The sequence below is a fragment of the Caballeronia terrestris genome, assembly GCF_001544515.1.
Classification (GTDB): domain Bacteria; phylum Pseudomonadota; class Gammaproteobacteria; order Burkholderiales; family Burkholderiaceae; genus Caballeronia; species Caballeronia terrestris.
In genome coordinates this window covers 1-19,744 of record NZ_FCOL02000071.1, presented here as the reverse complement: position 1 = coordinate 19,744, position 19,744 = coordinate 1, and the positions used below count along the sequence as shown (strand labels likewise).

General features: G+C 61.4%; 12 protein-coding genes. 1 reads left to right on the top strand and 11 read right to left on the bottom strand.

Annotated features, from left to right (window positions below; genetic code table 11):
* Nucleotides 1–73: 73 nt before the first annotated feature.
* The 11 genes from AWB67_RS29990 to AWB67_RS29940 all read right to left on the bottom strand — a co-directional run bounded on the left by AWB67_RS29990 (nucleotide 74) and on the right by AWB67_RS29940 (nucleotide 17,220).
* Nucleotides 74–1,075: a right-handed parallel beta-helix repeat-containing protein gene (locus AWB67_RS29990; RefSeq protein WP_235025404.1), complete on the bottom strand. Its 1,002-nt coding sequence runs from the start codon at nucleotides 1,073–1,075 to the stop codon at nucleotides 74–76.
* A gap of 40 nt (nucleotides 1,076–1,115) precedes the next feature.
* Nucleotides 1,116–1,853 (bottom strand): DUF2334 domain-containing protein, encoded by a 738-nt coding sequence (locus tag AWB67_RS29985; protein ID WP_087659776.1) that lies wholly within the window; start codon nucleotides 1,851–1,853, stop codon nucleotides 1,116–1,118.
* Nucleotides 1,854–1,966: 113 nt separating this feature from the next.
* Nucleotides 1,967–3,157, bottom strand: coding sequence for a glycosyltransferase family 4 protein (locus tag AWB67_RS29980; RefSeq protein ID WP_087659775.1), 1,191 nt, complete (start codon nucleotides 3,155–3,157; stop codon nucleotides 1,967–1,969).
* A gap of 61 nt (nucleotides 3,158–3,218) precedes the next feature.
* The gene (locus AWB67_RS29975; RefSeq protein WP_087659774.1) at nucleotides 3,219–4,343 is read right to left on the bottom strand and encodes a glycosyltransferase family 4 protein; all 1,125 of its coding nucleotides are present in this window, start codon (nucleotides 4,341–4,343) and stop codon (nucleotides 3,219–3,221) included.
* Between the two features lie 44 nt (nucleotides 4,344–4,387).
* The gene (locus AWB67_RS29970; RefSeq protein WP_087659773.1) at nucleotides 4,388–5,548 is read right to left on the bottom strand and encodes a glycosyltransferase family 4 protein; all 1,161 of its coding nucleotides are present in this window, start codon (nucleotides 5,546–5,548) and stop codon (nucleotides 4,388–4,390) included.
* Entirely contained in the window at nucleotides 5,545–6,909 is a 1,365-nt protein-coding gene (murJ, locus tag AWB67_RS29965) for a murein biosynthesis integral membrane protein MurJ (protein ID WP_087659772.1), read from the bottom strand. Before murJ ends, AWB67_RS29970 begins: the two co-directional genes overlap by 4 nt.
* 88 nt (nucleotides 6,910–6,997) lie before the next feature.
* Entirely contained in the window at nucleotides 6,998–8,029 is a 1,032-nt protein-coding gene (locus AWB67_RS29960; RefSeq protein ID WP_087659771.1) for an NAD-dependent epimerase/dehydratase family protein, read from the bottom strand.
* An 84-nt stretch (nucleotides 8,030–8,113) separates the two neighbouring features.
* Nucleotides 8,114–9,391 carry a Vi polysaccharide biosynthesis UDP-N-acetylglucosamine C-6 dehydrogenase TviB gene (gene tviB, locus AWB67_RS29955; protein WP_087659770.1) on the bottom strand — a complete coding sequence of 426 codons (1,278 nt, stop codon included), beginning with the start codon at nucleotides 9,389–9,391 and terminating at the stop codon, nucleotides 8,114–8,116.
* Between the two features lie 90 nt (nucleotides 9,392–9,481).
* Complete coding sequence (locus AWB67_RS29950) at nucleotides 9,482–11,722, bottom strand: polysaccharide biosynthesis tyrosine autokinase (protein WP_087659769.1); 2,241 nt, start codon at nucleotides 11,720–11,722, stop codon at nucleotides 9,482–9,484.
* A 604-nt stretch (nucleotides 11,723–12,326) separates the two neighbouring features.
* Entirely contained in the window at nucleotides 12,327–13,487 is a 1,161-nt protein-coding gene (locus AWB67_RS29945) for a glycoside hydrolase family protein (RefSeq protein ID WP_087659768.1), read from the bottom strand.
* 667 nt (nucleotides 13,488–14,154) lie between these two features.
* The gene (locus tag AWB67_RS29940) at nucleotides 14,155–17,220 is read right to left on the bottom strand and encodes an acetoacetate--CoA ligase (protein ID WP_087659767.1); all 3,066 of its coding nucleotides are present in this window, start codon (nucleotides 17,218–17,220) and stop codon (nucleotides 14,155–14,157) included.
* Nucleotides 17,221–17,785: 565 nt separating this feature from the next.
* Between AWB67_RS29940 and AWB67_RS29935 the strand changes: the two genes are divergently transcribed.
* On the top strand, nucleotides 17,786–19,600 hold the full coding sequence (locus AWB67_RS29935; protein WP_087659766.1) for a serine aminopeptidase domain-containing protein: 1,815 nt from the start codon (nucleotides 17,786–17,788) through the stop codon (nucleotides 19,598–19,600).
* Nucleotides 19,601–19,744 lie beyond the last annotated feature (144 nt).

Below are 19,744 nucleotides of genomic sequence, written 5' to 3'. Positions count from 1 at the left end.
TCATGAGTTCTCCCTCCATGCAAATGGAGACTCACAAATCGTCATTAAGTTGCATTATTTGTGACGCACTGCACTAGCGGATGATCGTGGGATTCGAGATATCTATTCTCGGTCCCGATCGGTCATAGTCGGTACTGACGAAGGCGTCCCGCTTGGGACGAATCCACGTCGGCGAATTGCTCGTGATGTAGCCTGTGACCACGCTGCCTTTCGTCTTCAATCCGGAGACGCTGTAGGCCGCTTCCCGGCTGCCTTCGTCCTTGTGTCCGCTGATCACGACGCTGACATACTTCTCGCGGCTTCCCGGCAATGCTTCAAGATACACGAGAATGCCGAACTGACAGTTACGAGTAGTCGGATTGACGATCCGGATGTTCTCGATAACGTCGGTATTCGCATTCGGCTCGATGTCGAGTCCGGCGGAAGGAAGCGTCCCGGCGATGTTTTCCCACACGGGATGATCGAACAGGATATTCCTGCCGCTGATGATCGACACGCCTTGCCGACGGCAATCGGAAGCGTAGTGATTCATCACGCGGACGTCGCTCGAATACGGCAGACCCTTGCCGAAGCTGTTCGCAATATAGATGCCGTCGCCCCAGCAGTTAGTCGTCTTGGGGGATAGGATCGTCACGTCGGTGCTGCCCGCGATCGATATGCCCATGCCCCACTCTCCGCCGGTCGCGGAGTTCAGATCCTTGCTGCCGTCGACGCGCGGATTGTCCAGCACCACATGCCGCACGTCCCAGATACGGATGACCTCGTAGTTCTGGCTGTCGTGAGGAAGCAGCTTGAGCGAAGCGCCAGGCATGAAACGCACGCGGCTGTTGCTGCGCATGTGCAGCCCTTGCTCGTCGAGCCTGCACGGGCCTGAAATGACGAGCGTCTTGCCGACTGCGCTATCGACTGCCTTCTGGAGCGCGGCACGGTCATTCGTCTTGCCGTCCGCCCTGACGCCGAACCATCGATCGACAACTTCGTCGGTCGAGGCGTGCTGATTGGTCACGACGTCGGCTACTGCAGCGAGCGGGCGAGTGATCGCGCCCACCATGCTGCCAAGGATAAAAACATTCACCGCTCTGCGGCTAGTGCGCACCGTGCATCCTCATAAGAGTTCAGCCCCGCAAGCGACGCATCGCGCGCAACGGGGTAGACGTTAGAAAGCGCATCGCCATCGCGACGCCCGGAACGGGGTTCCTGATGCTCGTGGCGTCTTCGAAGGAGATGAACCGCGAGCGATTCTTCTTAACGAATCCGACGATCTTCTCGACTTCGGCCTCGCTCAGCGTATTGACGTGCAGGCAAATCGAATACACGCCGAAGCCAAAATGTAGCGGCGTGGCGAACAGCTGCGGCACGGCCGTTAGACCGCCGAACTTGTACGGATAGACGCCGCTTCCGTCCGTCAGGTACTTGAAGTCGAGATCGGCCAGTGCGCGGAGCGTCGCTTCATCGAAGGAATGGGACGGCGCCATGAAAACCGGCTGCCAGACGCCCTGTTCCTGCAGGATCTTCTTTCCCGCCTGCAGCTTCGCAAACTGCTCTTCGTATGAGAGGCCGGCCAGTTCCGATTTGCTGCCAAGACGCAACAGCCCCGGGTGCTCGGTCACGTACTGATGGGTATAGCCGTGCTGCGCGATGCTCCAGCCACGATCGACCCAGCCGCGGACTGTGTCCCAGAACGCGTCTCGCGCCGGCTCGATGACGAGCGTCTCATCGAGGCACTTAGGCACGACGCCGACAAGCAATGGCAGGTCCTGATGCTTGGAAAGCTCATCGAAGGGATCGAATCGCGACCAGGCCATTTCCGGGGTGACGTCATCGAAGCGCAACAGGAATTTCGGGACGACCATAGCGACTGAATCTCCTTCAAGATATTTGTTTTTTTGAATCTGTCTTGGAGCAAGCCTCGCAATTACGCATCGATGCGAGGCTTGCCTTGGCGCTCAGGCGCCTCCGCTCGGGTTCAAATCTGACGCTCGCGCTGGCGCGGCACAACGACTTCGTGCGGCATCGGGTCCAGCAATTCGCTATAGACCCGCAGCGTCTTGCTGATCACGATCGATTCGTCGAATTCGCTGAGCGCTTTTTCTCGCGCGGCGAGGCCGAGTTTGCGGCAGAGCTTGCGGTCGTCGTCGAGCAGGCGGATCGCGTCAGCGAGCGCCGCGCTGTCGCGCACAGGAATCTGCAAACCGTCTTCGCCCGTATTGCTCACGACTTCACGGCAGCCCGGCGCATCGGTCGTGATCAGCGGCAGCGCACACGCGGCCGCTTCGATCAGTGTCTTGGGCAAGCCTTCGCGGTAGCTCGGAAGCACAACGACGTCAACTTCGGACAGCATCTTCGGCATATCGCTGACATGCCCGAGCCACGTGAGCAGCCCTTCGTTGGCCCAGCCTTCGACGAGTCCTTTGGAGACGGACGCCGGATTGCCATCGTCCGGCGAGCCGGCGAGAAGGAACTTCACCGTGCGGCCTTCAGCTTTCAGCTCCCGGGCCGCCTCGACGTACTCGGCAATGCCTTTGTCCCACAAGAGGCGAGCGGCGAGCACGACCCGCAACGGCGCGCGCGAATCTTCGTCTGGTTCCGGCCGGGCGGTGAATCGCGAGCAGTTCACGCCCGATCCCTTGATGAGCCGAATCGCTTGGTCATCGACGATCTTCGCGCTCTTGAAAACCGCGACGTCGTCGGGGTTCTGCAGTACGAGCGCATTTCGCCGGCCGTTTAAAGCGGTCCGCATCAACTGGCGCACGATGGGGCGCAGCACGCGCGCCCTCAAATCGCGGCTCGTGAAGACGTAGCCCATGCCCGCGACAGCGTTGATCCGCGCGGGCACGCCGGCGAACTTGCTCGCGAGCGAGCCGTACACCGCGCTCTTGATCGTGAAGCCGTGCACGAGGTCAGGCTTTTCGTGCCGGAGAAACCGCACGAGCCACGCGAGCACGCCCACTTCGCGCAGCGGATTGAGGCTTCGGCGGTTCATTGGCATCGCGTGCCAGTTGAAGCCCAGCGCCTGCAGCTTCGGTCCGAACTCGCCCGGCGGCGACAGCAACACGACTTCATAGCCGTCTTGCCGCAGCTTCTGCGCAAGCGAGAGGCGGAAATTGTAGAGATACCAATCGGTGTTGGCAAAAAGAACGACTTTACGTCCAGTCATGTCCGCTCCTGGCTTTCTGAGCTTTGTGTTGGATACGGCAGGTCACGGCCGCAGGACTTATTCAATGCAACGATTCAAGGCGTTTCGCACGCGCGCCAACCCGGTCGAACAGGTCGTCCCAGATCTGCAATACCGCTTTCAGCGAATAACGCTCTCGCACCGAGATCGCGGCTTTTCTGCCGAGTTCGGCGCGCAGCGGATCGTCGGAGATCAGGCGGCGCAGCGCAGCGGCCATCGAGTTCGCGTCGCCGGGCGGGATGAGCAGGCCGTCCTCGCCGTTGCGCGTCAACTGGCGCGGTCCGCTCGGACAGTCAAACGACACGACCGGCAGTCCCATCGCCATGCTTTCCATCAGCGCCATCGGCAAGCCCTCATGACTCGACGACATCGCGAAAACCTGGCCCTTCGCCAACTCGTTCCACGGCGTCAGCGTGCGGCCGGGCAGGAAGACCCGCTCGCTCATGCGCAACTCGCCGACCTGAGCCTCAAGCGCGGCGCGCTCCGGCCCTTCTCCCCAGATCCACAGGTCCCAGTCTGGAAACTCGTCGGCGAGAAGTGAAAACGCGCGAATCAGCAAGTCGTATTGCTTCGTCTTGTTTAGACGCCCCAGCGTAATCACGCGTTTGCGCGCGGCGGGCCGTTGCAGTTGCTGCAAGAACAGGCCATCGGGCAGCGGATTGGGCATCACCGCGATGTCCTTCAGTCCCGGCACGATCTTTCTGTACGGTGCGACGACGTCGTCGGTCAAAAGCGTCAGGAGGTTCGCCTTCGGATAGACGAATCGACAAAGGACACGCCACACCAACGATCGGCGGTCGGCGAGCGGATTGGTGTGCTCGCTCACGATGATCGGAATGCCGAGCCCACGCGAAGCAAGAATCGTCGCGACGTTCACATTCGTTAGGAACGACACGATCACGTCCGCCTTGCTGCCGCGCATGAGCGCGCGCAGTGCACGCATGCGCTCGATGAAGGCGAGCGGGCCGCGGCCGCCTCGCTTCACGAAATCGGCCAGGTAAACGAACTTCACGCGTTCCGACACCGGGTAGTTGCAAGTGCTCCGCCCGGAATACGTGGCGACAAGTGTCACCGTTTCGCCGCGATCGACCCACGCATTGACCAGCGTCGCGGCGACGCTCTCGGCGCCGCCATCCTGCATCGCGCTAATGAACAAGACGATATTCATGGAATGTCAGGTCTCCGCCCGCTGAATGATTGAAAGCGCGGCGCTCACTCCGTCACCCGCAAGGAAGCACGATCGATGGCCCGCGAAGGCTTCACGCCGGTTTGCGTGAACACGTCACGCCAGAGCGAGAAGACACGGGCCACCGAGAACCGGTCGACGACAGCGCGCGCACGCTCGGCCATCAGCGCCCGCTTCTTCTCGTCCTTCATCAAGGTCGACAGGGCGTCGGCGAGTTCCTGCGGGTCGCCGACCGCGGGAACCAAGAGTCCGTCGTGGCCGTGCGTGATGATGTCGCCGGGGCCGGCGTCGCAGTCGAAGCTCACCACGGCGCAGCCGCTCGCCATCGCCTCGACGATCGTCATCGAGAAGCCTTCGAACCGCGAGCTCAAGACGTACAGGTCAGCGCGTTCGTACCAGTCGGGCATGTTGCCGACCTGACCCGCCAGCAGCACGCGATCGCCCAGCTTCGCCGCCGCCACTTGCGCTTCGAGCGCGCGGCGATCATCGCCATCGCCGAGGATCACGAGATCCCACGCGGGAAAGTCGCTTGCGATCCGGGCGAAGGAATCGATCAGAATATCAAAGCCCTTTTGCGGCGCCATGCGTCCCGCCGCGAGCAATACGCGACGCTCGGCGCCCACTACTTGCTGCGGTGGTACGATGGGTTCCACGACCGGAATCGGCAACGAGATCGAATTCGGAATGACGCTCACGGACTTGCAATTGCAGTTGTCCTGCAACCAGACCTTGCTTTTCTGCGTCAACGCGACAACCTTGTCCGCGAAGGGATACGTCCAGCGGCGCATGGTTTCCCAGAACTTGCCTTCGTAGAGCATCGGCGGGTGAATGTGCTCGGTCGCGATCACCTTGCATGGCAAGCCGAGGCCAGCCAGGATCGCGAGAATCGACGGCCGCGTCTCGATGCCCATCACGACATCCGGCTTCACCTGCTTAAGCACGCGACGTAATGCCAGCATCCGGCGCGCGTTCGCGAGTATTGCGCCCGCGAAGCCGCCCGTAGCGCCCGCGAGATCGAGGGTGATGCGTTCGACCGAATCGTGCAGCTCATAGAAATCGCTTGCCGTGGATGTCAGCGTCACGACGCTGACATCGAGACCTTGCGCGACCCATTCGCTCGATAGGTTCATTGCCACGCGCTCCGCACCGCCGTAATGCAGGGAATGGATGAACAACAGAATCTTCATAGCGGACCCGTCTTATTCTTTAATGACCCGTTTGACAACGCGAGAAACAGATAGCATCCGAACGAACTCGCGCCCATGACGCCGGTTGCAAGAACGACCCCCGTGATGCCGAACCAACGAATCAGGAAGTAATTGGCAACCGCCTTGACGGCGAAATTCGCCGCCGCGATGCCTGCCATTGCTTTAAATCGACCTTCGCTCGCGAAGAGTTGGACCAGCACCAGCACGGCGAAGTAAAACGGGATCTGAATCAATCCCCAGCGGAAGAGGTTCGACACCGCCACCGTGTCAGCAGCGCTGAAGGCACCGCGCTGAAACAGCAGCTTCACGACCATCGGCGCGAGGAACCACGCCACCACCGCCGCCACGCTACCGATCGCCAGCATGAGGAGCGACCACTTTAGCGCGACGCTTCGGGCGCGAGCGTGGTCTCCTGCACTCAAAAGCTCTGATAAAACCGGCAAGGTCGCCCGGCCGATCGCCACGGCGCCCATGCTGACGATCAGCGCAAGCACGCGGCTCGCATAGCCAAGCGTTGCGATGGCGCCGTCGCCGAGACCTGCCACGAAATATTGATCGAGCGGCGTGGCAAGACTCATGATCAACTGGCCGATCATGAACACGCCGACCGCGCGATACATGTGCGGCCACTGCGGCGAGCTGAGGGAGAAGCTGAATCGCGCGCGTAGCTTGTCGGCGCGCCCGGAGAGCACGCCCAATATCACCGCCTGGAACACGAAGCCGAGCGTAGTGCCCCAGATCAAGGGCACCGGGGAGCTTGCATCGTGCCCGGCGAGGACGAAGCCCAGCAGCACGACCGCCGGCACGCACTCAAGCAGCGTGTTGACATGCTTTTCGCGTGCCTGGAGCCGCGCCGCATAGACGCAGATCGTCAGCATCAGGATGCCGACCGGCGCCATGCCGAGCATCATCCGGCGCGACATCACGCGGGTCTCTTCCGACAGGTTGCGCGCCATCAAATCGAGCGCATACGGCCAGGAGAAGTAGAGAATGACCGCGAACAGGATGCCGACGACGATCGCCATCACGTCGAGTTCGCCGAGAAACTTCGCTTGCTCCTCCTTGGGTTTCGCGCGCAATTCGACCAGCGCCGGCACGAGCACGACGCTCAAGACAGCGACGAACGTCGCCGGCAGCCAGGTGATCAGCGTGAGCGTGAGCTGATACGCATCGACGACGTTGCTGATGCCATAGCGATACGCGATCGCCATTTCCTTGAGCGCGCCGGCCGACTTGCCCATGAGCGCGAATAGGGAAACCCAGACCGCACTGCGCGCTATCCGGGAATGGTCAGGATGAATCTGCAGAAGACGGCTTCGCCAACCTGCGATCTGAGACATTGACGCTACCGTCCTAAAGAAAAACTACGCGTTGCCGACACATCGGCCGTGCCGAAGTGCGCCCGCGACGCGGGCAATCCTGAAGACATCACCGTGGGGCCACGAACTGGATGTACCAGGGCATCGCCCGGGACAACCCTTCCGCGAGAGGAATCGTGTTGTCGTAACCCAGCAGACGATGCGCCTTGTCGACGTTGGCTTGCGAATGACGTACGTCGCCGGCGCGAAACGGTCCGAACACGGGACGCTTGTCGCAGGACACGCCGTTGTCGCCGAGCACGGATTGAAGGCCGTCGTAGAGCTGGATCAGCGTCGTGCGATCGCCGACGGCGACGTTGTAGACCTGGTTGCGTGCTTCTTCCTCCGACGTCGCCGACAGGATGTTCACCTGCACGACGTTGTCGATGTAGCAGAAGTCGCGGCTGGTTTCGCCGTCGCCGTTGATCACGACGTCGTCGCCGTGGATGAGCGAGGCCGTCCATTTCGGGATGACCGCGGCGTAGGCGCCGTCCGGGTCCTGGCGCTTGCCGAACACGTTGAAGTAACGCAGGCCGATCGTCTTGAAGCCGTACGTGCGCGCAAAGACCGACGCGTACAGCTCGTTCGCGTACTTGGTGACGGCGTACGGCGAGAGCGGCTGTCCAATGAGGTCTTCGACTTTCGGCAAGCCCGGATGGTCGCCGTACGTCGAGCTCGATGCGGCATACGTGAAGCTCGATACTTCAGCATCGCGCGCGGCCACGAGCATGTTCAGAAAACCGCTGATGTTGACTTCGTGCGTCGCGATCGGGTCGTTCACCGAGCGCGGCACCGAGCCCAGCGCCGCCTCGTGCAGCACGTGATCGACGCCCTTGACGGCATTCACGCAATCGTCCATGCGGCGAATGTCGCCTTCGATCAACCTGAACCGCTTCCATTGCTCCGGCGAGACGAGCGAGCGCACTTCGTCGAGGTTGTGCTGGTAGCCGGTCGAAAAATTGTCGAGTCCGACCACTGTCTGATCGAGCTTGAGCAGCGCTTCCAGCAGGTTCGAGCCGATGAACCCGGCCACGCCGGTGATCAGCCACTGCTGCGGGTGCTGCGCAAGTCGTTGCCGAATGATGTTGTAGCGATCAGGCATCGATGCCCTCCGTTTGAGATGAGCACGCCATCACATTGTGATGGCGTGGCGTACAGCGTGCTGCGCGACGTGTTGCGGATCCGTTTAGAGACGCAGATCGCTCGACGCTGCGGGCAGCAGGTACTTCAGGTCGTAGAGCACGTGCTCGGGCTTGTTGAAGACGCGGATCGCGTCCTCACCGAGTTCCAGGAATCGGGTGTGCGCGACGGCGAGGATGGTCGCGTCGTAGACACCCTTGGCCGGATGCTCGATCGGGTCGAGGTTGTACTCGTGCCGCGCTTCTTCTTTCGAGACCCACGGATCGTAGACATCGACTTCGACGCCGTACTCACGCAATTCCGCGACGATGTCGACAACCCGCGTATTGCGCAGGTCCGGGCAGTTCTCCTTGAACGTCAGGCCCATGATCAGCACACGCGCACCCGCGACGCCGATCTGGCGCTTGGTCAGCGCCTTCACGAGCTGTGCCGCGACGTAGCCGCCCATGCTGTCGTTCAGGCGGCGGCCCGCGAGAATGATCTCGGGGTGGTAGCCGATCGCCTGGGCCTTGTGCGTCAAATAGTACGGGTCCACGCCGATGCAGTGGCCGCCCACCAGACCCGGACGGAACGGCAGGAAGTTCCACTTCGTTCCAGCGGCCTGCAGGACCGACTCGGTATCGATGCCCATCTTGTTGAAGATGATCGACAGTTCGTTGATCAGCGCGATATTGACGTCGCGCTGCGTGTTCTCGATGACCTTGGCCGCTTCGGCGACGCGAATGCTGCTCGCCTTGTGCGTGCCTGCGACGATGATCTCGCGATACAGCCCGTCGACGAGTTCGGCGATTTCCGGGGTCGAGCCCGACGTGACCTTCTTGATATCCGTCACGCGGTGCGTCTTGTCGCCCGGGTTGATCCGCTCTGGGCTGTAGCCTACGAAGAAATCGACGTTGAATTTTAGGCCCGACACGCGTTCGAGAACCGGCACGCATTCTTCTTCCGTCGCGCCCGGATAGACGGTCGATTCATAGATGACCACGTCGTCTTTCTTCAGCACGCTGCCGATGGTTTCGCTCGCGCCGATCAGCGGACGCAGGTCGGGACGCTTGTATTCGTCGATCGGCGTCGGGACGGTGGCGATGTACACGTTGCAGCTCTTCAGTTCGGCGACATCCGCCGTGAACTTCATGCCCGTGGCGGCGGCCAGTTCTTCGTCGCTGATTTCGAGCGTAATGTCCCGCCCTTCACGCAACGCCGAGATGCGCGCGTTGTTGATGTCGAACCCCACGACCGGGCGACGCTTGCTGAACTCAACCGCAAGCGGCAACCCGACATAACCCAGACCTACTACGGCGACTTTCAGCTCGTTTAACGAGTGCATGACTGCTCCCCTGTTTTTTTTGGTACCGCGTCTTGTCGAACCCGCGGGCAAGGTCCAGCGAAGTGGACCTTTGCCCGGGCAAGCGCGCGTTTATTTCGTTGAATCGGAGTAATAGGCTTCGTATGCGTAGTTGCCGTACCGGCGTGACTGGGCGTAGTTGCCGCGATTCACCTTGAAGCCGTTCAGCAAGATGCCTTCGACCTTCGAGCCGGTTTGTGCGAGACGCTTGACCGATTCCGAGATCTCGCCGGCACGCGTGTCGGCGAAACGCGCGACCAGGAAGATCGAGTCGGCGACGGGCGCCATCGTTGCCGTATCGGAGACGGCGAGAATCGCTGGAGCATCGAGCAGGACGATGTCGTATTGCTCCGACGCGGCGCGAATCGTTGCCCTGAAATTGGCGCTCAGGAGCAGTTCGGCCGGGTCGCGCGGATATTCACCGCACTGCAGGACGTCGAGATTTGGCAACACTTCCTTGTGCACGGTGTCGTCGAGCGAGCGATTTCCGGCGACGAGATCAGCCAGGCCGGCGCCGCGCGGCAAACCGAAGTACTGGTTCAAATGGCCGCGGCGCAGGTCGCCGTCGATCAGCAGCACGCGCTTTCCGCCAGCAGCCATCAAGGTGCTCAGGTTCGCCGACAGGAACGACTTGCCGATCCCCGGCAGCGGTCCCGCGAGCATCACGACGTTGTTGCGATCACCGTTCAGCGCGAACTGGAGCGAGGCGCGCATCGTGCGCAGCGCTTCGACTGCCGGGTCCATCGGGAAGCGGTTCGCCAGAGCCAGCGGCTCTTCACCCTTGCTCGACATACGGCGCGTCAGTTCATACTGACGGTCGCTGACCGGGATCGTCGCGTAGACGCTCAGGCCAGTGCGCGCTTCGAGCTCTTCCGGATCGGCCACGCCCTTGAACAGGTAGTCGCGCAGGAAGGCCAGACCGACACCGATGAAGAGACCCAGCACGGCAGCCACCAGCAGAATCAGCGACTTCACCGGCTTGACCGGCCGCTCGGGGACGTCCGCGGTATCGAGCAGTTGCACGGAGGCGGACTTGCCGGCCTTCACCAGACGCAACGTTTCGATGTTGTTACGCAACGCCGCGTACATATCGGAGCTGACACGCATGTCGCGCATCAGGCGCAGCGCACCCTGCTCGGCCGACGGCATCGCCCGGACGCGGGCTGCGAGGGTCTCGACGTACTTGTTGGTACCGGCGATCTGCTGGTCAATCGCGGCCACGCTCGGGTGCGACGGCGCAAAACGCGCGGTCAGGTCCTGACGCTGACGCCTCAGATCGGCGAGACGCGAGTCCGCTTCGGTAGCCTGTCTCAGGATGAGGCGGCCTTCTTCGTCCGCGTCCAGGAGGCCGTGGCTGTTGCGATACTGGTTGTAGGCGTCCTCGGCCTGCTCCATCTGGCGCTTCGCCGTCGGCAGTTGCTGCTCGAGATAAGTCAGCGACTTCTCGGCATTGGCACCCTTCTGGTTCACGTTCTGACGCACGTACTCCTTGCCGATCTCGTTCAGGATGGTGCTCACGAGAACCGGATCGCTGCCTTCCAGCAACACACCGAGGATGTTCGACTTGTTGCCTTGCTCGTCGACCTGGAGGCGCTTTTGCAACTGCTCGAGCGTCTCTTGGCGCGAATGGCGCGTGAGGTTGAACGTCGCACCGCTTTCGCCGTCGATCTTGCTCACGAGCAATGTGACCGGACCGTGACTGCTTTCGAACTGCTCTTCCACGCCGACCCGGCCGGTGAGCGGCTGCTCGATGCCCGGTCCGCGCAGCTGGTATTGGCCGCTCGACAGCGCGGTAACGGTGTAGCCGGCGCCCTCTTCCTTCTTGGGCACGTCGAACGTCGAGACGTTGATCGCTTCGTCGCTCCAGACGTAGCCGCCCCAGCCGAAGATGCCGGGCGTGAGCCGCGTGTCGTTGTGACGCGAGATCAGGCCGCCGAACACCGGCAGGCGCTTCGGCTCGGCTTCGATATAGAGCTTGAGTGAATCCACCGTCTGCATCGCGATGGATTTCGAGCGCAGGATCTGCATCTCGCCTTCGGCCGAGGATTTCTCCTCGAACATCGACGACGCGTTGCGCACCAGGTCTTTCGAGTCCGGAAGCGCGGTCGGGGTGTTGTCTTCCACCTTGATCGAGATGTTCGCCCGATAGACGGGTGTCGCGCAGAACGCGTACAGAGCGCCCATCACGACGAAGAGCATCGTCGTCACGATGATCATGACGCGGTGATTAACTAACGTGTCGATGATCGATCCGGGATCGAATTCATCGTTACGCTCTAGTATTGCCTCTGACGCTTGATTTTTATGTTTCATGGACACGTCTCGTCACGTGGTTTTCTTTTGACCGCGCAGGCACGCGAATTCGAACGAGGGATAAACGCATCCCTCTCGTCCGCGCGCGACCAATTTGGATTGATCGCCGGATGAGAAATCGGCTCGAAGGAACTTCCTTCTGGAAAGAAGGCTTTATCTACTAATGCGGCAAACTTGAGCGTCGACTTGTTTTTAAACTATTCATCGTTATTTTCCTCTGGAAAATGTTCCCCGAGACGATTAAACAATAATCGCCCTTTTCCCAGACGCAACGATACGGCACAAGGGCGCACCAAGTATGCGCGATAGTGCACACAAATTAACCCCAGCCTTATCCGGCTATAAACCGACGCGCAAACGTTTTACGAAGACGATTATCTGATTTGTAAAATAGGGAAAACCATAAAATGTCCGACCAGACATATTATGGTTTTCACGCAAGATACTGTGGGATATCCAACAGAAGAATAAGGATCAGCATGCGCGGTCAATGCCGGGTGCTGTTTTTGAGGCGAGAGGTGAAGCGCGGAGGGTTGGGCGTGGCCCGGTCAGACATCGGGGGCGCGATCCGTTGCGGTATCGCACCCCCGTCAGAACACTTACGTCAGCCGATCTTGGCGCCGGCGACGGTCACCGTCGTGCCGCCCTTGTCCCAATCTTCCAGGCTCATTGCGCGTTTCCAGACCGGATTGGTGCTGGTAATCGAACCCTTCACGACGTAACCATTCAATTGCAGGCCCTGCACGTTGAATGCGCCGCCGGGGCTGCCCGTATCCGTATGGCCGCTAATGTTGACGCTGACCGTCTTGGCGACCGGACCCGCGAAGAAGCCGAAATAAATCAGAATGCCGCCGCCGGCGCAGTTTTTCGTCGTCGGGCTGACGATGCGGATATTTTCGATCACCGCGTTATTATCGTTCGGCTCGATATCGAGACCGGCGCCAGGTTGCGTTCCACCGATATTTTCCCAAAGCGGCGTATTGAACGTGATGCCGCTGCCGCTGATGATCGATACGCCCTGACGACGGCATCCGCTCGCGTGGTGCGAATTGACCGTGATGTTCTTGCTGATGGCACCGCGATCGCTATTATTGATATAAATACCGTCGCCCCAGCAATTGATCGTATTCGGAGACGTGATGGTGCAATTCGTTGCGCCCATAATGGAAATCCCCATTCCCCATTCGCCTGAACCAGCCGAATTCAATTCCTTGCTGCCGTCGAGATTCGGGCTTTCGAGCGTGACATTATTCACGTCCCACAAACGCATGATTTCATACGTCTGGGCATTATGCGAAAGCAGCTTGATCGAGGCGCCGCTCGCAAAACGAATATGGCTGTTGGTGCGCAGGGTCAGACCGGTCGCATCGATACGGCTCTTGCCGGTAATCAGCAAAACCTGTCCGACGGAGCCGTCGATCGCGCGCTGAAGTGCGGCGCGATCGTTGGTGCTGCCGTCGCCCTTGACGCCGAAAGACGTGTCGAGAAGAACGCCGTTGGTGCTCGTCGGCGTGCTGGCCGCCGCCGTGGTCGCAGCCGGAGTGCTCGCTGCTGGCGTGGAGCTGGCGCCGCTCGAAGACGAAGCGCCGCGACGGCGCCAGCTCCGGTTCGCTACCGCGTCGAGATCAGAAGGATCGCTGCCGCCGCCGCACGCGGCCAGCACGAGTGCGCCGCTGCCGGCCAAGAGCGATGTCAGAAATTTACGACGGACTGCAAGTTGAGTGTCGGTAACCGGGAGTGTTGCGGCTGAGTTGTACTTAATCATTCAAGTCTTCCAGCTATGCCGGCGCGATCGAAAAGCCGAAACCCAGGCACGATCTCAACCACACAGGCGTTTAAAGGGAAATCAAGCGAGATAACGGGCGCAAAAAGCCCGAGCGCTTACGTACGCGTTGCCCCGCGTAATCGGCATGCGAAAACGCGCAGGTGCGAGCGGATTCCCGAAGCGTTTCTCCGCTTTAAAAGCGAATAAAAAACTTCGGGTTGGTAAAGCAGGTCTTCCGGAAGGAGCGCTACGGCTTGCGTTTCGATGGTGAAAAATAAACCGATTAAACGCTTTAACCAACAGCTGATCGGTAACTTATTACCGACTTTTAATGATCGTATCAGATTACCAAATGTTGTTCCACGTTACACTTGTTTCAAAACGTACGTAATATGATCGTATGATTTAGGTGGCGCGGAATAATTTGCCTTTGTGTCCAAATTTACATGGACATAGATACCGGTTTAATTTATCAGCTTAATTAGGGTTTAAACGGTATGAAGAATATTCAGACGTACTCATACCGCCGGTTTAAAGCCGGCTTTAAACATATGAGCAATTTATTTGAAAGGATTGATTTAAAGCGAGGAATTGCGCCTGAATCGCTCGCGGATTCCAGGCGTATGGCGGGCGCGACGGAATCACTCCGCCGCGCCCGCGGTGCTCGTCAGGCGCCGGTCAGCCGGCGCGCGAGCATATCCGCGACCGTCGCGAGGTTCGGCTCGACGACGAGATCGGTATGCGCGCCATTGACGTTTTTCACCATCAGGCCCAGCCGCGCGACCCGCTGCCATGCCGGCAAAGGATCGCCCTGCCCGTCTTCCCTGACGGACGCCCGCACGTAGACGATCGGGCTGCCGAGGTAGCGGCGCGGCCGATACGTCGCCATTGCGACGCGCATCGACTCGCGGACCTGCCGCAGCACCGGCGGCAGACCCTGCGTGTCAGAGGCGGGCTTGCAGGCCGTCTTGCCGAGCCGCATGCGGATCCGGTCGGCGGCACCTGACAGCCTTTCCTTCACGTAGTCCAGGCGCTCACGTGTGGAGAGCTCGCGGAACGTGCGCACGCGATCGGCCATGACTTCCGACTGGAAGCGCACCCACGCGGGCAGCGGCAGATAGCGTTCGTCGACGTAGGTATCGAGCAGACACAGGAGTTCAATCTTCTCGCCCGCCGCGATCAATTGCTGCGCGATCTCGAAGGCCACCAGCCCGCCAAACGAATAGCCGACGAGCGCATACGGCCCGCTCGGCTGCACGGCGCGCATCTGCTCGACGTAGACGCGCGCCATCGCCACGACGCAGCGCTGCGGCTCCAGGTCTCCGTCGAGCCCGCGCGCCTGCAGGCCGTACACGGGCCGCTCGCTTTGCAGCGTGCCGGCAAGCGTCAGGCACTCCATCACCGAGCCCGTGATGCTGTGGACCATGAAGACCGGCCGCCCGCGCCCCGCGCGCATCGGCACGAGATTCGGATGCGCGTCCTGCACGCCGTCTTCCACGATCACCGCCGCGAGCCGCGCCACGGTCGGCGCGATGATGAGCGTCGCGAGCGGCAGGGTGCGTCCGGTGGCCCGCTTGACCTCGGCGAGCATTTGCGCGGCGAGCAGCGAGTGGCCGCCGAGTTCGAAGAAGTTATCGTCGAGACCGATCGGCGAAAAGCTGAAAAGCTGCTCCCAGAGCGCGCGCAGATAGGCTTCGGTCTGCTCGGTCGATTCGCCCGGTTCCGGCAATTCGCGACGCTTGCGGGCAAGCGCCGGATGCACGCTGATTTTCTCGACACATCCCGGATTTGCCAGCGACGACAGATTGCGCACCGGCAAACCGTTGACGGCATCGCGCGCGGCGGCCTCCGACGCCTTGCCGTTGTGCGTGAACGGCAGCGCTTCCACCTCGGCGATCACGTCCGGCACGAGCGCCGCCGACCCTTGCCGCATCAGCTCACGCCGCACGCGCGACGCGAGCGCGGCGCTCATGCGCGCGCCTTGACGCAACACGAGCAGCAGCACGACGCGCTGACCGGTGCCGCTCGCTTCGTCGGGGGCTTGCGCGACGACCATCGCCTGATGGATCTCGGCGATGTCGCTCAGGATGCGATAGATCTCGCCCGGGCTCACGTTGATGCCGCGCACGTTCAACACGCCGTCGCTGCGGCCGTGCAGGCGCGCCGAGCCCTGCCCCGAAAACTCGATGATGTCGCCGTGCGTCCATACGCCCGGGTTCGCCTTGAAATAGGCCGCATGGAAGCGCGAGCCGTCAGCGTCGCCGAAGAAGCCGAGCGGGCGCGACGGGAACGGATTCACGCAGACCAGCTCGCCGGTCATGAAGGTCGACACGCCCTGGTCCCACGCCTGCACATCGAGCCCGAGGCTCTTGCACTGTGCCTCGCCCGCATGGACCGGCAGGTTCGGATTGCCGAGCACGAAGCAGCCGATGATGTCGGTGCCGCCTGAAATCGATTGAAGCTGCAGCGGCTTGACCTGCTTGTTCACCCATTCGAACTGCGTGTCGTAGAGCACGGCGCCCGTCGACATCATCGCGCGCAACGCATCGAGTGCGAACTGCCTGGCCGGTTCGAGACCCGCGTCCTCGCTCATCTTGAGATAAGCGGGGCTCGTGCCGAACACCGTCACACGTTCATCGGCGACGAGGCGCCAGAGCGTGTCGACTTCGGTCACAGGCCCGTCGTAGGTGACGATCTCGACGCCCGATGCCAGCGCCGACAACTGCCAGTTCCACATCATCCACGAGCAGCTCGTGTGGAAGTAGAGCTTGTCGCCGGGACCCAGGTCGCTATGCAACTGGTGCTCTTTCAGATGCTCGAGCAGCGTGCCGCCCGCCCCATGCATGATGCACTTGGGCTTTCCCGTCGTGCCCGACGAGAACATGATGAAAAGCGGATGGTTGAACGGAAAGTGCCGCCATTCGAACTGCTCGGCATTGCCCCGCACGATGAGATCGCGCAGCGAATGCTGAGGCTGACTGACCGTGCTCGGCAGCGGCGTCTCGTCGAGGCAGACGACGTCGGTGAGCGTCGGCAAGGCCGCGGCCACCGCCGCGACGTGCGCGGCGATCGAGCCCGCCGTATCGAACGAGCGCTGCGTCGTATGCGCGAACAGCATGCGTGGCTCGAGCGGCGCGAAGCGATCCAGGATCGCCTGGACGCCGGTTTCGGGCGCCGCGGTCGAGAGCGTCGCGCCAAGCGCCGTCACAGCGAGCGCCGTGATGATCGCCTGGGCGTCGTTGCGCATCATCGCGACTACGCGATCGCCCGGACGCAGCCCGAGCTCGCCGAGCGAATGAGCAAGCCGCGCGACGCGATCGCGCAGATCGCCGCGCGTGATGGTTTCGCGACGGCCGTCGGCATAGCACGCAGTCAACGCGGGCGCTTCGTCCGGGCCGATCTTGCGGCCAAGCAGGCTTTGCGCGTAATTCAGCTCGACGTTCGGAAAGAAGCGCGCAGTCTCGCATTCATCGCCGACGCAAGCCGGCTCCGGCCTGCCTGACCACTCCATGCCTTCGGTCCATTGCAGGAAGAACGGCCAGAAACGGCGGAATTCGCGCGTGGAGAAGGCGTGCAGTGCCGGGTAGTCCGCAAACCGCTCGCCTGTGGAGGCCTCAAGCGCTGCGGTGAAGCGCGACATGCGGGTTTGAGCGACTCGCTCAGGTAGATTTTGAAACAAAGGCTCACGCGCGTACATACGCACGCTTCCCCCGAAGATGTTCTCGCGATTCATCGCGCACCCGTATTGGAACAACGCGTTATAGAGTATTTATTTGCCGCTGGCAGTCGCCGCGGCAATCGCATTCCTACAAATGCCCCACTTTTGACTAGGGGGTCACTTTCCCTCGCGAACAGATTATCGTGCCGGTCGATAACGCTATGTGCGCACCCCCACAGTCCGCTTAGCGTCTCGCTTACGGGTAAAACCCGATCGACGCATTTAAAACCGATATGCATTACCCATGGTCGCGTCGCTTGACGCATTCGTTAAAAGGCAAACGTTCCAATCACCTCAAAGCCTTGGCGCTGTTGGGAGGCAATGGTTTGCGGCCTGATCTCTTGAATGCCCTGTCCAGGTCAAATTCGTTCCCTGCTTCGTACAGTGTTGTTTAGCGCACCGAACCCCTGCCTAAAGAACGATCCAATCGCCTCAAACGCTCAAAAACAAAAAGAGGCTTTAGGTTGATGCGCTACAAGACAAGAACATCGCGCGGTGCGGTTGCAAGCAAAGTTGCAACATCCGTTATTTGCCACCCGGCTATCGCGGGCGACGATAACCCAGCCGGTCGAGGCAACTCATGAAGCCGATCGCGTTCGGTGGACGCTTTGGATGGCTTCATCCCGGGCATGGCACGCATGGCGTGGTGATCTGCAGTCCGTTCGGTCATGAAGAGCCGTGGTGTCACAAAGGCATCCGGTATCTCGCGGAGGAGCTGTCCGCGTATAGCATTCCCGCGCTGCGCTTCGACTATCTCTCGACGGGCGACTCCGCGGGCGTCGACGGCAATGCGCATCACTTCGAGGCCTTCGTTGCCGATATCGTTGCGGCCGTCGAGCGGTTGAAGGAGACCGGCGTGACGAGCGTGACGCTATGCGGCCTGCGTCTCGGTGCGACCATGGCGGCGCTGGCATCGCGTCGATGCGAGGTCGACTCGCTCGTGCTGCTCGCACCCGTCACCCGCGGGCGCGCGTATCTGCGCGAACTGGCGGCACTGCGCAAGGTCTGGCTCGACAACCTCGCCGAGCCTTTGCGCAGCATGCAGCGCGACAAGCCCTTCAACGTGCTGGGACAGCTTTACAGCGACACGCTTTGCAGCGAACTGGACGCGCTCGATCTTTCGAAGGCGATGGACGACCACGCTTCGATTCCTTCGCGCGCGCTCGTGCTCGATTCGCGCGCGCGCGCCAGCGCCGCGCTTTGCTCGACGCTGCGCGGACGTGGCGTCGAGGTCGAGACGGCTGTGATGGAAGGCTATTTCGAGTATGTCGATGAGACGAAATCGTCGGTCGTGCCGGCTCGCGCGCTTGCACGCGTCGCGCAATGGATCGCCGACGGCACCCCGGACACGCGCGTCCGAAGCGCGCTGAACAAGGGCGCACGACCAAGCGTATCACTCGACGACGACGCGATCATCGACACGCCCGAGGCCCGCGAGCGCCCGGTCATCTTTGGCGCCAACGGCCTCTTTGGCATGCTGTGCGAACCGCGCGGCAGGCTCGCGTTCGGACCCGTCATGCTGATCACCAATACGGCCGGCAGCGTGCACCATGGCGATAGCCGGCTGTCGGTGCGCATCGCGCGGGAAATGGCCCAGCGCGGGATCGCGTCGATGCGTATCGACGCGCGCGGCATCGGCGACAGTCCGCCGCGCACCGCGCAAGGGCCGCTCGACCTGTTTCCGTCGATCCATGCATCCACGACGATCGAGGATGTCGGGACGGCCGCCGCTTGGCTCAAGCGCAAGGGCTATCACACCGTCATCTCGTTCGGGATCTGCTCGGGCGCCTATAGCGCGTTGCGCGCGTCGCTCGTGGAGCCGGCGCTCACGGCGGTCATTGCGGTCAATATCGCGCGCTTTCACATTCCCGAAGGCATGTCGATGGCGGACCTTGAGGAGCTTCAGCGCAACTCGATGAAGCGTGTCGGGCCGGCGATCCTCAAGCCGTCCAAGTGGTGGCTCGTCCTGAGTGGAAAGCGCAGTTTCCGGCCGATCGCGCAGGCGGTTGCGTCGAACTTGATCGCACGTCTGCGCTCGCATCGGCTGGACTTGCCCGGCAACCGTGACGCCGCGCTAGAAGTCGATGCGTTGGCAGACCCGCACGGCGTCGTTCACGCGCTCGAACGCAAGGGCGTGCAGACGCTCTTCATCTACGGTTCAGGCGACGAAGGCATGGAGCAGCTAAACGCCCATTTTGGCAAGCGCGGTAAAAAACTGTCGCGCTTTTCGAATGTGAAGGCGGTCGTTTTCGATGAGCTCGACCACGCGCTTTTCGATCCGCGCGCGTCGGCGAAGGTTGTGGCGCTCAGCGAAGCGTTCATCCAGGATCTGAATCGCAAGACGACGGCGCCCAAGGTGGTCGATCCGGTGCTCGCCGCGCAGCAGCAGCGTTGAGGGTCGGGGCGCGAGCCTGAGACTTGCGCTCCAAAGGAGAAGTTAGTGAAACGATGGTGGATGCGGGCTTTCGATTACCCACAATTCTTAGCACCACCCTCTGTTAACCGAAGGACGATTCTGTTAACGTCATTGCATGCACAT

Coding starts and splice junctions, on each gene's coding strand:
- AWB67_RS29950 (WP_087659769.1), bottom strand. CDS start 11,722: ATGAAACATAAAAATCAAGCGTCAGAGGCAATACTAGAGCGTAACGAT.
- murJ (WP_087659772.1), bottom strand. CDS start 6,909: ATGTCTCAGATCGCAGGTTGGCGAAGCCGTCTTCTGCAGATTCATCCT.
- AWB67_RS29935 (WP_087659766.1), top strand. CDS start 17,786: ATGAAGCCGATCGCGTTCGGTGGACGCTTTGGATGGCTTCATCCCGGG.
- AWB67_RS29945 (WP_087659768.1), bottom strand. CDS start 13,487: ATGATTAAGTACAACTCAGCCGCAACACTCCCGGTTACCGACACTCAA.
- AWB67_RS29975 (WP_087659774.1), bottom strand. CDS start 4,343: ATGAATATCGTCTTGTTCATTAGCGCGATGCAGGATGGCGGCGCCGAG.
- AWB67_RS29960 (WP_087659771.1), bottom strand. CDS start 8,029: ATGCCTGATCGCTACAACATCATTCGGCAACGACTTGCGCAGCACCCG.
- AWB67_RS29980 (WP_087659775.1), bottom strand. CDS start 3,157: ATGACTGGACGTAAAGTCGTTCTTTTTGCCAACACCGATTGGTATCTC.
- AWB67_RS29940 (WP_087659767.1), bottom strand. CDS start 17,220: ATGAATCGCGAGAACATCTTCGGGGGAAGCGTGCGTATGTACGCGCGT.
- AWB67_RS29970 (WP_087659773.1), bottom strand. CDS start 5,548: ATGAAGATTCTGTTGTTCATCCATTCCCTGCATTACGGCGGTGCGGAG.
- tviB (WP_087659770.1), bottom strand. CDS start 9,391: ATGCACTCGTTAAACGAGCTGAAAGTCGCCGTAGTAGGTCTGGGTTAT.
- AWB67_RS29985 (WP_087659776.1), bottom strand. CDS start 1,853: ATGGTCGTCCCGAAATTCCTGTTGCGCTTCGATGACGTCACCCCGGAA.